Raw genomic sequence first — 11,926 nt, 5'->3', positions numbered from 1 at the left:
CCACAAGATACGGTCTCAGAGATTACGCGTCCGCGGCCACGCGGCTCTAACCGGAGGCCCACTTTCATGCATTTCCGGGCAGATTACAGGTCACATGTCGGTTTGGACATGACGGGGCTCACCTGGTGCGGCCCGCGGATCAGAACCCGAGTCGAGAGAGTTGCCGGGGGTCGCGCTGCCATTCCCTGGCCACCTTGACGTGAAGGTCCAGATAGACCTTGGTTCCCAGAAGCTTTTCGATCTGCTTGCGGGAGGTCGCTCCGATCTCACGCAGCCGCGCCCCGCCCTTGCCAATCACAATGGCCTTCTGGGACGGTCGCTCCACGTACAGGGACACGTGGACGTCAACCATGGGGTCGTCCTCCGGACGCCCCTCACGTTCGATCATGTCCTCGCACACGGCGGCCAAGGAGTGTGGAAGCTCGTCCCGCACACCTTCCAGGGCAGCTTCCCGCACCAGCTCCGCAATCATGGTCAGCTCGGGTTCATCAGTGAGTTCACCCTCCGGATACAACGGAGGTGAGACCGGCATGTGGGAGATCAACAGCGCACCCAAGGCCTCCACCTGGAACCCGTCCACGGCACTGACCGGAATCACGTCCGTGAACCCCAGATCAGTTGGCACTTCCCGGGGAGAGTAGGACTTGCCCTTCTTCTGCGCCCGGATGCCTTTGCGTCGTTCAGTCTCCGTGAACTCGGCCGTCAGAACCTCCCGCCCCAGAGCCTCCACGGCCATGAGTTGTTCCGCCAGCTGCTGACGGCTGACGGTGTCCGCCTTGGTCACGATCGCCACGATCGGCCGACCACCCGTCTGGGCCAGCTGCTCAGCCACGAACTTGTCTCCGGGACCGATCTTCTCGTTGGCTGGAATGCACAGCCCCAGGACATCGACCTCACTGAGGGTCTCTGCCACCAGGTCGTTGAGGCGTTCCCCCAACAGGGTCCGGGGCCGGTGAACACCCGGGGTGTCCACAAGTACCAGCTGTCCGTCCGCACGGTGCACAATCCCGCGGATCGTGTGGCGTGTGGTCTGCGGCCGGTTGGAGGTGATGGCCACCTTCTCCCCCACCAAGGCATTGGTCAAGGTCGACTTGCCCGCATTGGGTCGGCCAACCAGCACGGCGAACCCGGCACGGAAGTCTGCGTCAGTGGGTGAGAACTCAGTGCCCACCATGGGCTCCTTTCGCAGGACGATCAGTGTTTTTCACCGGAGGGACCACCGGTCAGTGCATGGTTTCCATGGGGGCCGGACGGCCCAGAAAACTGGTGAGGAGATCACGTTGCAAGGCGAACATGACCTCACGTTCGTCCTCCTGCGCGTGGTCATGGCCCAACAGATGCAGGATGCCGTGGACGGTCAACAGGAAATACTCGTCTTCCGTGGAATGCCCGGCAGCCTCAGCCTGACGGGCAGCCACGGCAGGGCAGAGCACAATGTCACCGAGGGTCCCCTCCGTGAGCTGTTCTGGGGTACCGTCCCGCAGCTCATCCATGGGGAATGACATCACGTCCGTGGGCCCGGGCAGGTCCATCCACTCCACGTGCAGTCTTGCCATCTCCTGCTCATCCACCACGGCAATGGACAGCTCCACGGACTCGGCCAGGTGCAAGGTGCGGAAACAGTGGCGGACCAAGGCCAGTTGGCGTTCGGGCCGGTAGGCCTCCCAGGCCGCGGCATCCTTCTGTTGGTGGGTCGGCAGCTCATTGACCTGGTACTGGAGGTCGATGTCCACGTTCATGACTGGGCGCCCTGCTCGTCTTGCCCGTCCGCACCTGCAGCTGCGCGTGCGTCCGAAGTTTCCTGGACAGATGCAGCGGCGTCTTGCCGCTGTTGCTTGCGCTGTCGGCGTTCACCGCGCAGGCGGTTGGTGGCATCAAAATGCCCGTATGCGTCCACGATCTTGCCCACCAGCTCGTGGCGCACGACGTCGTCGCTGCTGAGGGTGGGGAAGGCGATGTCCTCCACGCCCCGGAGAATGTGCTCCACCTGACGCAGTCCGGAGGACGTGCCCCCTGGCAGGTCCACCTGGGTGATGTCACCGGTGACCACGATCTTGGACCCAAATCCCAAACGGGTGAGAAACATCTTCATCTGCTCAGGTGTGGTGTTCTGGGCCTCGTCCAGAATGATGAAGGCATCATTGAGAGTCCGCCCGCGCATGTAAGCCAGCGGTGCCACTTCAATGGTTCCGGCTTCCATGAGTTTGGGAATGGTCTCAGGATCCAACATGTCATGCAGGGCGTCGTAGAGCGGACGCAGATAGGGATCAATCTTGTCCGTGAGCGTGCCCGGCAGGAACCCCAGCCGCTCCCCTGCCTCCACGGCGGGGCGGGTGAGGATGATCCGGGAGACTTCCTTGGCGTGCAGTGCCTGGACCGCCTTGGCCATGGCCAGGTAGGTCTTGCCGGTGCCGGCCGGACCGATGCCGAACACCACCGTGTTCTGGTCAATGGCATCCGTGTAGAGCTTCTGGTTCACGGTCTTGGGCCGAATGGTGCGACCGCGGGAAGAGAGAATGTCCTGATTGAGTGCTGCGGACGGGCGGGCGGCAGCATCACGGGCCAAAATCCCCAACAGTTGGGCAATCACCTGGGGGTTCACCAGTGTGCCCTTGCGCGCCAGGGTCTGCAGCTCGGCCAGCAGAGCCACGACGACGTCCGTGTCCTCCGGCTTGCCCTCAACGACAACTTGGAGGTCCTTGGCATAGAGCTTGGTGCCGGGACGGGCCAGCTCGATCTGCGTCAGTGCGGCGTCGGCCTCTCCCAAGCACCGGACCATGGTCTCCCGGTCAGCAAAAGTCATCACGCGTCGGTCTCGGCTTGATCGCTGCCCCGCGGCGGCGCTGGGGGTGCGAACGGACGATGAAGTGGGATGGTGCATGGCTGTGGCGGTGAGGCCAGAACTCGCTTTCCTAGATCGGGTGCTGGACCAAGCGTACCGCCGGTGCACAAGATTCCGATTTGGTATCGGTCCGCCCGGCGGCACCTCATGGGCGTGACGGGTGACCCGCCCATGTGATTCGGTGGTGCGCTGTGTGTCCAGTTGGCTGAGCTGCGCACCCAGGATCGTGATGAAAGGAGGACGCCGTGTTCGCACTTCGTACACCCCGCAGGGTGACCCAGACCGTTGTGGGTGCAGGATTGGCAGTCTTCCTCACGGTGGTGGCGTGCAGTCATTCTGACGGGACCCCCACCACCACCGCCGGCGGAACCGTGGACCTGCGCTCGGACCGCCTGACCGGCGACCAGGCCTGGCAGAGCGTGGTGCCCGTCTGCTGGACCGGCAACGGCGATCAGGCACAGCGGCTGTTCCGGGAACCGGTTCGGGTGAGAACCTCCGCCACCGCCGATCCCATTGAATCTTCCGTCATGGCCATGACCCAGGCCCAGCCTGCGGACACGGACTACGGATCCATGTGGTCCCCGATCACGTCCTTGGGAACATCGTTCTCCCGCGGCGTGATCACCCTGGATCTTCCCAGCACCGCCGTGTCCCAGAGCCTGGATGCAGACCGCGCCGAATTGGCAGTCCAGCAGATGGTACACACCGCGGTGGCGGCCGCACAGTCCTCCGGCCTGGTCACCGGCGGGGACCTGCCCCAGGTGCGGATCCTGGTGGACGGTGAATCCGGTCAGGAAGTTTTTGGGTCCTATTCCCTGCCGGACAAGCTCTCCGCCGATCCCGCCGCTCTTGCGGGTGTGAGCCTGGAACCGGAGCGCCTTCAGGTGGAACCTGGGGTGCTCACCGTGTCGGGCCGCGTCACGGATCCCGTTCACGACGTCGAACTCACCGTTGAATCACTCGATGGTGAAGCCGAGGTGCTCCAACGCATGGCCGTGAACCAGGACTACTCGCGCGCGGAAACCGCCATGTCCGGGGTGGAGGTCACACGCACGGTCACTCTTGAAGCGGGTACCTACCGGGTGACCATCACGGCCACGGATGCCGATGGCAAAGCGCTCTCCGATGACTTTGTGGTGACGGTGGCCGAGCCCGAGTGATCCGCGGTCTTGCTCTTGGACTCAGGCCCAACGCCCCGTGAAGGCGTTGATCAGCACCACCGCAGCAGCGCCGGCAGTCGATGACCGCAAAACCTCAGGGCCCAGGAGCACGGGACGGGCGCCGGCCGCCGTCAGCTGATCCAGTTCAGCTTCACTGATGCCACCTTCAGGGCCAACCACGATCCCCACCTGGCCACCGGGTGAAATCCCACCCTCTTGATCGGAACCACGCAACACGGAAGTCAGTGTTCGCTGTGCCTGCTCGTGCAGGATCAACCACTGAGTCTGGGGAGAATCTTGAACCAGGCGCACCAGTGCTCGCGTGTCCACGGGAGCACCGAGCACCGGCCACAAGCTGCGCCGGGACTGTTTGGCAGCTGTAGTGATGGTGTTACGCCACTTCTCCAGCTGTTTGTCCTTGCGCTCCGCTCGGAACCGGGCCACAGAGCGGTCAGCCTGCCACGCAATCACATGATCCACGCCCAACTCGGTGCAGGATTCGACCGCCTGGAGGTCCCGGTCTCCCTTGGCCAGGGCCTGGACCAAGGTGATTTCCGGGGCTCGATGTTCAGTGGTTTCCAGGGATTCGACGGTGAGGACCACCTGATCCTTCTGGGCTGAAACCACGCCACAGGTGAGCCGGTGGCCGTCTCCATCCACCACGTCCAGCATCTCGCCAGGGCCCAGGCGTTGCACGGTGGCAGCGTGGCGTGCCTCCGGGCCGGTGAGAACGTACTGCTCACCGGTCCGGAGGTGCGACACCGAGGATTCGGCCTTGAAAACCGGCAGGCTCACTGGTCTGCGAATCGATCCCGCAGGCGGGAGAAGAACCCACCGCCCTGACCGCGCTCGTGCGTGGTGCTCACCGCAGTCCCGGTGTGCTCCGACTCACCGCGCAACTGTGCCAGTTCGCGCAGCAGGTCACGCTGGCGGTCATCCAGATCCGTGGGCGTTTCGATCTCCAGGTGCACCACCAGGTTGCCTCGGGCGCCGTCGCGACTGTTGAGCTTGCCTGAGCCCAAACCGTCCACCACACGGGTCTGGCCGGATTGGGTTCCGGGGGCCACGCTGACTTCCTGAGGGCCGTCAAAAGTGTCCACCTTCAAGGTGGTGCCCAAGCTGGCAGCCACCATGGGTACCCGGACCACCATGTGGAGGTCATCGCCATCGCGCCGGAACGTGGGATCGTTCTGAACCCGGGTCTCCACGTAAAGGTCGCCGTTGGGGCCACCGGCGGTACCGGCCTCGCCCTGACCGGAGAGCCGGATACGGGTTCCGGTGCGAACACCGGCAGGGATCTTGACGTTGAGTTGACGCTTGTCCCGGACGCGACCCTGCCCGTAGCACTCCTGGCACGGGCTCTTGATCACGCTGCCGAATCCGTCACAGTTGTGGCAGGGTGCCACGGTCATCACGGTGCCCAGCGGGGAGCGGATGGGCTGACGGACCTGGCCGGCACCACCGCAGGCATTGCACTGTTCCGGATGGGTGCCCGGCTGGCAGCAGGTCCCCTCACACGTGGGACAGGTGACCGCCGTGTCAACGGTGATGCGTTTGTCCGTGCCGAACACGGCCTCCTGCAGGGAGATCCGCTCCGTGATCAGGGCATCCTGGCCCTGCCTGGTCCGGGACTTGGGGCCCTGCTGGCCGCCGGCACCCTGGAAGAATGCGTCGAAGATGTCACCAAAGCCACCGAATCCTCCGGCGCCGCCGAAGCCACCACCAAATCCTCCGCCGAAACCGGCTTGACCGTTCTCATCCCCGGTGGCGTCGTAGATCCGGCGCTTCTCAGGATCGGAGAGAACGTCATTGGCATGGGCCACACGCTTGAACTCTTCGGCAGCCTCCGGTGACGGGTTGACGTCAGGGTGAAGGGTGCGTGCCTTCTTGCGGTAGGCGCGCTTGATTTCCTCAGCGCTGGCATCCCGGGCCACACCCAGTGTCTGGTAGTGATCGCTCAACGATTAGTCCGTTCCGTGTTCTTGATCAATTCATGCATCCAGCACCCGGGACAGGTAACGCGCCACTGCGCGCACTGCCGCCATGGTGTGCGGATAATCCATCCGTGTGGGGCCCAGGACACCCACCTTGGCTGATTCCTGTGGGCCGTACCCGGTGGCCACCACTGAGGTCTCCACCAGAGGGTCGGAGGCGTCATCCGCGCCGATCCGCACAGCGATTCCACGGTCGTCCTGCTGCATTTCCGAGAGCAGTCTCAGCAGGGCAACCTGTTCCTCCAGGGCTTCCAACACCGGCCCGATTGTACGAGCAAAGTCACCGGTGGAGTGGGCAAGGTTGGCTGTTCCGGCCATCACCATGCGCTGTTCAGAGCTGGAAGCGGCAAGTGCCTGCAGCGCTTCAGCCACGGCCATCAACAGCGGCCGCTGCTCCACGGGTGCCTGCAACGCGCTGGTGCCCAACAACGACGCCGCCTCCAACACCGCCCGAGCAGTCACGGCCCCCAGAACGCGGGCCCTGGTATCCAGCACCACGTGCTCGTCCACGGGTGCCGACAGGGCGATCGTCCGTTGGGACACGCGACCATCCGCAGGGATCAGCACCACCAGAACGTGATGTTCATCCATACGCACCAATTCCACGTGACGGATGGTGACCACGGCCGCGACCGGGTACTGCACCACAGCCACCTGATGCGTCAGTTGGGCCAGCAGGCGAACGGAACGCTCCATGACGTCGTCGATGTCCTCAGCGCCCTCCAGCAACGTGCGGATGGCCCGGCGCTGCGGTGAATTCAGGGGCTTCAAGGAGGTGATCTGGTCCACGAAGGTGCGGTAGCCCTTCTCCGTGGGAATGCGCCCAGCACTGGTGTGCGGGGCCATGATCAGCCCCTCCTCCTCCAACACACCCATGTCATTGCGCACGGTGGCAGAGGAAACGCCCAAGTGGTGGCGTTCCACCAGTGCCTGAGAACCGACCGGTTCACGGGAGTGGACGTAGTCCTCCACAATCGCTTGCAGCACTTGCTGGCGGCGTGGGTGGTCCACGGTCTCCTCCTCCCCGGTTGGCAACGGCCGTCTCCTGACCGATTCACGATGTGGCGGTGCCTGAGCTCAGCTGCGAACAATTGGTGTTGCCATTGGCACTGTCACCGGCACAGTGCCAACGATTCTAACGGCCCCGCCAGATCTCAGCACCGGCGCCCCGTGCTTGATACGCTCGCGGCTGATTCGCGTGCCCGCGGCCCGCCGCCAGCAGATGGCACGCCTTCTTCCACCACACGAACCCAGGAGCACCATGTCTGATTCGTCTTGGGGACCCGCCAGCCTGGATGAGCTCAACCAGCGTCGTCGTCCCCCGGAGGCCAAGCCGCTGCCGGTGGCCCGCGGGATGGTTCTGGAGGAGGTCTCATCGGGCTGGGTGGGCGCTGTGGTGCGGCTGGAAACCATTGGTGGCATGCGGGTGCTCAGCCTGGAGGACCGGCACGGCAAGATTCGCGCCTTCCCCCTGGGACCGGGATTCCTGTTCGAAGGCCAACCGGTGATTGCCGCTGAACCGCGGCGGGCGCCCGCCGCCCCCGCCCGGCGTCGGACGCGTTCCGGCTCCGTGGAGGTGGAGGGTTTCAGGGCCCGGACGGCGCAGGCCTCCCGCATTTGGGTGGAGGGAAAGCACGACGCCGAACTGGTGGCCAAGGTCTGGGGCCATGACCTGGCGGTGGAGGGCATTGTGGTGGAGCCCCTGCACGGCGTGGATGATTTGGCAGCCGCCGTGAAGCAGTTCCAACCGAGCCCCACGCGCCGTCTGGGCATTCTGGTGGATCACCTGGTGGAGGGCTCCAAGGAGTCCCGTCTTGCCGCCCAGGCCATGCAGGTTCCTGCTGCGCCCGGCAACGTGCTGATTCTGGGCCACCCGTACATCGACATCTGGCAGTCGGTGAAACCATCCGTGCTGGGCATTCCGGCTTGGCCCCATGTGCCCCGCGGTCAGGACTGGAAGACCGGGATCTGCCGGGGACTGGGGTGGCCCCACGCCACGGCCGAGGACCTGGGCAAGGCGTGGAGTCACATCCTCTCCCGCGTCAACACCTACGCGGACCTGGAACCACAATTGCTGGGACAGGTGGAGGAACTCATCGATTTTGTGACCGTTCCCGGCAACGCGGCCACCGCCAGGTAAACTCTGCTCTGACCATGGCGCTGCTTCCCCCCGGGCGGCATTGCGCAGCCCCGACCAAGTGACCGCACCAGGGGTGCAGTCCTGATCACAAAGGTGACCCGTGGCCGTTTCGACCAACAGCAGCCGAGGACCCCGCGAAGAAGATCCGAACCCCGGATCCACTTCCGGCCAGGACCAGAGCAGCACCCCCTTTGAAGGTGTCTCAGCCCGGCCTCGCCCCATGAGCGTGTCCGATGACCAACAAATGGCCACTCTGGCGCACATGCTCGGCATTGCCGGTTGTCTGCCGGCCATCGTGATGCACCGGTGGTCCCGTGGCCGCGCCCGCTTCACGGAGCAGGAATCCCTGGAAGCAGCCAACTTCACCCTCACCCCCAGCCTGGTGGTCCTTGCAGGCGTGCTGCTGGCCTTCATCCCCTACGTCGGGTGGATCTTTGCCCTGGTGGCCGCGGCAGCGTGGTTGTTCCTGGCAGTCTGCTCGCTGCAGGCAGCCATTGTGGTCAACAAGGGTCGGCCGTTCGTCTACCGCTTCAACTGGTACCTCTATGACGTCGTCACCCGACGTCGTGCCGAACGCAAGGCGGCCCGCATGGCCTCCGGCCCCATGACCTCCACCGGTGAAATCGTCAGTGTCAGGCAAGCCCAAGGGCGTTCTCAGGAGAGCTGAGGGACAAGGCGGCGCACCACGGCATCGCCCAGCAAACGTCCCTTCAGGGTCAAGACCACCTGACCTGCGATGGCCGCACGGCCTTCAATCAAGCCCTCGGCCACAAGTCCCGCCACCTCGTGGCGTTCGGATTCCTGCAGAACTGAAATCGGCAGACCATCAACAGTCCTGGTTTCCAGCATGATGCGTTCAAACAGCTGAGTGCCGGCATCCAAGGATTCGCGCCCGGCGGCCGGTGAGATCCCGTCACGCACCGCATTGGTGTACGGCACGGGGTGTTTGCGGTTCCACCACCGAACACCACCCACGTGGCTGTGGGCACCGGGACCGATCCCCCACCAGTCCTGATTGTGCCAGTAGGCCAGATTGTGCGCGGAGCGATTCTGCGCCGCCGTGCGTCCCTGTGCCGCACGGGACCAGTTGGAGATTTCGTACCACTGATAGCCGGCCTGACCCAACAGTGCATCGGCACGTTCGTACTTCTCGGCCTGGTCATCAGGATCGATCATGGGGATCTCACCGCGGCGCATAGCGGCAGCCATCTTGGTCCCGTCTTCCACGATCAACGAATAGGCGCTGATGTGTTCGGGCTCATAAGAGATGGCCTCCTGCAAGGACTGCTCCCAGTCGGCCACTGACTCCCCCGGGGTGCCGTAGATCAGATCCACACTCACGGACAGGCCGGCTTGTTTGGCCCATTGCACCACAGGTCCCACATTGCGCGGATCATGCGTCCGATCCAACGTTTCCAACACATGGGGCACGGCCGACTGCATGCCGAACGACACCCGGGTGAAGCCACCATCGGAGAGGGTTTGCAGGTCCTCGAGCGTCACGGAGTCGGGGTTGGCCTCGGTGGTGACCTCCGCCGTCGTCGTGATCCCAAAGGTTTCCCGCGCCGTGGTCAGCACGCTGACCAAATCCGCTGCTGCCAACCGGGTGGGCGTGCCCCCGCCGAAGAACACGGTGCTCAAGGCCCGCCGCGGCGCGCCAGTTGCGCGCAGAACCGAATCCGCGAACCGGATCTCCTGCTCGGCGTCCCGGTGATAGGCCTCCTGGGAGACGTCCTGCCCCAGTTCCAAGGCCGTGTACGTGTTGAAATCGCAGTACCCACAACGGACCGAGCAGAACGGGACGTGCACGTAGAGGCTGAACTGGCGTTCGGCCGCACCGGCCACCGCAGAGGGTGGGAGCAGGCCGTCGGCGGGTGCGGGTTCGCCGTCGCGAAGAGCGGGCATGGCGCAGCTCCTGTCCGTGAAGTGGTGGGAGGTTACTTCTTCTTCTCGCCGGAGGAGTCCGAGGACAGTGCGGCCACAAAGGCCTCCTGCGGCACCTCCACACGACCCACCATCTTCATCCGCTTCTTGCCTTCCTTCTGCTTCTCCAGCAGTTTGCGCTTACGGGAGATGTCACCGCCGTAACACTTGGAGAGCACGTCCTTGCGCATGGCCCGGATGTTTTCGCGGGCAATGATCCTTGACCCAATGGCAGCCTGGATGGGGACCTCGAACTGCTGGCGCGGGATCAGGTCCTTGAGCTTGCCGGCCATCATCACACCGTAGGAGTAGGCCTTGTCCTTGTGGGTGATGGCGGAGAACGCATCCACACGCTCCCCCTGCAACAGCAGGTCCACCTTGACCAGATCGGCAGCCTCTTGGCCTTCGGCCTTCCAGTCCAGGGAGGCGTAGCCCTTGGTGCGGGACTTCAACTGGTCAAAGAAGTCCAACACGATCTCGGCCAACGGCAGCCGGTAGCGCAGTTCCACGCGGTCTTCGGACAGGTAATCCATCCCGCCCAGCTGCCCGCGCTTGGACTGGCACAGTTCCATGATGGCGCCCACGAACTCAGACGGTGCCAGCACCGTGGCGCTGACCATGGGCTCGCGGATCTCCTTGATCTTGCCTTCCGGGAACTCCGAGGGGTTGGTCACCACGGTCTCCGTACCGTCCTCCAACGTGACGTCGTAGGACACGGACGGTGCCGTGGAGATCAACGCCAGGTCGAATTCGCGCTCCAACCGCTCGCGGGTGATTTCCAGGTGCAGCAGGCCCAGGAAGCCGCAGCGGAAACCAAAGCCGAGCGCCGCGGAGGTCTCCGGCTCCCACACCAGGGCAGCATCGTTGAGCTGCAGTTTCTCCAGTGCGTCACGCAGCGCGGGGTAGTCGGAACCGTCAATGGGGAACAGACCGGAGAACACCATGGGCTTGGGGTCCTCGTAACCCCCGAGCTCCTCCGTGGCCCCCTTGTGGGCAGCGGTCACGGTGTCACCCACGCGGGACTGGCGGACATCCTTCACGCCGGTGATCAGGTAGCCCACCTCCCCCACACCCAGACCCTTGGTGGGCTTGGGCTCCGGGGAGATCACACCGATCTCCAACAACTCGTGTTCCGCTCCCGTGGACATCATCTTGATGCGCTCGCGCGGCTTCAGGTCCCCGTCCACCACACGGACGTAGGTGACCACGCCACGGTAGGTGTCAAAGACGGAGTCGAAAATCATGGCGCGGCTGGCTTCCCCGGCATTGCCCACCGGTGCGGGGATTTCCTCCACAATCCGATCCAACAGTGCTTCAACGCCCTCACCGGTCTTGCCGGACACGCGCAGCACGCGGTCAGGGTCCTCACCGATCAGGTTGCCCAGTTCCTCCGCGTACTTCTCCGGCTGAGCGGCCGGCAGATCGATCTTGTTCAACACCGGGATGATGGTGAGGTCGTTCTCCATGGCCAGGTACAGGTTGGCCAGCGTCTGGGCCTCAATGCCCTGAGCCGCGTCCACCAGCAGCAGCGCACCCTCGCACGCGGCCAGCGAGCGCGAAACCTCGTAGGTGAAGTCCACGTGGCCCGGTGTGTCGATCATGTTCAGCGCGTAGTCCGTGCCACCCATCCCCCAGGGCATGCGCACGGCCTGAGATTTGATGGTGATCCCGCGCTCGCGTTCAATGTCCATGCGGTCCAGGTACTGGGCCTTCATCTCCCGCGGGGTCACCACACCGGTGGCCTGCAGCATGCGGTCAGCCAGGGTGGACTTGCCATGGTCGATGTGCGCGATGATGCAGAAGCTGCGCAACAGCGACGGGTCCGTGCTCGCGGGCACCGGCGGGACAACGGCCTGTGGGGACACAG

At 64.3% G+C, this 11,926-nt stretch carries 11 protein-coding genes; 3 read left to right on the top strand and 8 right to left on the bottom strand.

The window, feature by feature from the left end:
* Nucleotides 1–139: 139 nt before the first annotated feature.
* Genes GTW58_RS02100 through GTW58_RS02090 form a run of 3 tightly spaced genes read right to left on the bottom strand, consistent with a single transcriptional unit; the run spans nt 140 to nt 2,803 of the window.
* Nucleotides 140–1,174: a GTPase Era gene (locus GTW58_RS02100; RefSeq protein WP_119932403.1), complete on the bottom strand. Its 1,035-nt coding sequence runs from the start codon at nt 1,172–1,174 to the stop codon at nt 140–142.
* 49 nt (nt 1,175–1,223) lie between these two features.
* Nucleotides 1,224–1,739 carry an rRNA maturation RNase YbeY gene (ybeY, locus tag GTW58_RS02095; RefSeq protein ID WP_119932404.1) on the bottom strand — a complete coding sequence of 172 codons (516 nt, stop codon included), beginning with the start codon at nt 1,737–1,739 and terminating at the stop codon, nt 1,224–1,226.
* Nucleotides 1,736–2,803 (bottom strand): PhoH family protein, encoded by a 1,068-nt coding sequence (locus GTW58_RS02090; RefSeq protein ID WP_232817962.1) that lies wholly within the window; start codon nt 2,801–2,803, stop codon nt 1,736–1,738. The genes ybeY and GTW58_RS02090 overlap by 4 nt, the downstream gene beginning before the upstream one ends.
* A 311-nt stretch (nt 2,804–3,114) precedes the next feature.
* Between GTW58_RS02090 and GTW58_RS02085 the strand changes: the two genes are divergently transcribed.
* The gene (locus GTW58_RS02085) at nt 3,115–4,002 is read left to right on the top strand and encodes a GerMN domain-containing protein (protein ID WP_119932406.1); all 888 of its coding nucleotides are present in this window, start codon (nt 3,115–3,117) and stop codon (nt 4,000–4,002) included.
* 21 nt (nt 4,003–4,023) lie between these two features.
* Here the strand turns inward: GTW58_RS02085 and GTW58_RS02080 are convergent, their stop codons facing one another.
* From GTW58_RS02080 to hrcA, 3 genes are read right to left on the bottom strand one after another with little or no spacing between them, the layout of a single operon-like run.
* A complete protein-coding gene (locus GTW58_RS02080) occupies nt 4,024–4,797 on the bottom strand; it encodes a 16S rRNA (uracil(1498)-N(3))-methyltransferase (protein ID WP_119932407.1) in 774 nt (257 codons plus the stop codon).
* On the bottom strand, nt 4,794–5,963 hold the full coding sequence (dnaJ, locus tag GTW58_RS02075; RefSeq protein WP_047690992.1) for a molecular chaperone DnaJ: 1,170 nt from the start codon (nt 5,961–5,963) through the stop codon (nt 4,794–4,796). The genes GTW58_RS02080 and dnaJ overlap by 4 nt, the downstream gene beginning before the upstream one ends.
* 30 nt (nt 5,964–5,993) lie before the next feature.
* The gene (gene hrcA / locus GTW58_RS02070) at nt 5,994–7,007 is read right to left on the bottom strand and encodes a heat-inducible transcriptional repressor HrcA (protein WP_119932470.1); all 1,014 of its coding nucleotides are present in this window, start codon (nt 7,005–7,007) and stop codon (nt 5,994–5,996) included.
* A gap of 250 nt (nt 7,008–7,257) precedes the next feature.
* Here hrcA and GTW58_RS02065 point away from each other — a divergent pair, with 250 nt between their 5' ends.
* Together GTW58_RS02065 and GTW58_RS02060 are read left to right on the top strand one after the other, a co-directional pair.
* The gene (locus tag GTW58_RS02065; RefSeq protein WP_119932408.1) at nt 7,258–8,136 is read left to right on the top strand and encodes a DUF3097 family protein; all 879 of its coding nucleotides are present in this window, start codon (nt 7,258–7,260) and stop codon (nt 8,134–8,136) included.
* Nucleotides 8,137–8,236: 100 nt separating this feature from the next.
* Nucleotides 8,237–8,803 (top strand): DUF4870 domain-containing protein, encoded by a 567-nt coding sequence (locus tag GTW58_RS02060; protein WP_342453286.1) that lies wholly within the window; start codon nt 8,237–8,239, stop codon nt 8,801–8,803.
* Here GTW58_RS02060 and hemW read toward each other — a convergent pair.
* Nucleotides 8,791–10,041: a radical SAM family heme chaperone HemW gene (gene hemW, locus GTW58_RS02055; RefSeq protein ID WP_119932409.1), complete on the bottom strand. Its 1,251-nt coding sequence runs from the start codon at nt 10,039–10,041 to the stop codon at nt 8,791–8,793. The genes GTW58_RS02060 and hemW overlap by 13 nt on opposite strands.
* A 32-nt stretch (nt 10,042–10,073) precedes the next feature.
* Nucleotides 10,074–11,924: a translation elongation factor 4 gene (gene lepA, locus GTW58_RS02050; protein ID WP_119932410.1), complete on the bottom strand. Its 1,851-nt coding sequence runs from the start codon at nt 11,922–11,924 to the stop codon at nt 10,074–10,076.
* Nucleotides 11,925–11,926 lie beyond the last annotated feature (2 nt).

This window comes from Kocuria subflava (assembly GCF_012163155.1).
Classification (GTDB): Bacteria; Actinomycetota; Actinomycetes; order Actinomycetales; family Micrococcaceae; genus Kocuria; species Kocuria subflava.
Note: the sequence above shows the minus strand (reverse complement) of the source record. Positions and strands in the feature narration are given on the sequence as shown.

Bases quoted from the DNA above. Each gene is read 5' to 3' on its own strand.
- hemW (WP_119932409.1), bottom strand. From the start codon at position 10,041: ATGCCCGCTCTTCGCGACGGCGAACCCGCACCCGCCGACGGCCTGCTC.
- ybeY (WP_119932404.1), bottom strand. From the start codon at position 1,739: ATGAACGTGGACATCGACCTCCAGTACCAGGTCAATGAGCTGCCGACC.
- GTW58_RS02090 (WP_232817962.1), bottom strand. From the start codon at position 2,803: ATGACTTTTGCTGACCGGGAGACCATGGTCCGGTGCTTGGGAGAGGCC.
- GTW58_RS02065 (WP_119932408.1), top strand. From the start codon at position 7,258: ATGTCTGATTCGTCTTGGGGACCCGCCAGCCTGGATGAGCTCAACCAG.
- GTW58_RS02100 (WP_119932403.1), bottom strand. From the start codon at position 1,174: ATGGTGGGCACTGAGTTCTCACCCACTGACGCAGACTTCCGTGCCGGG.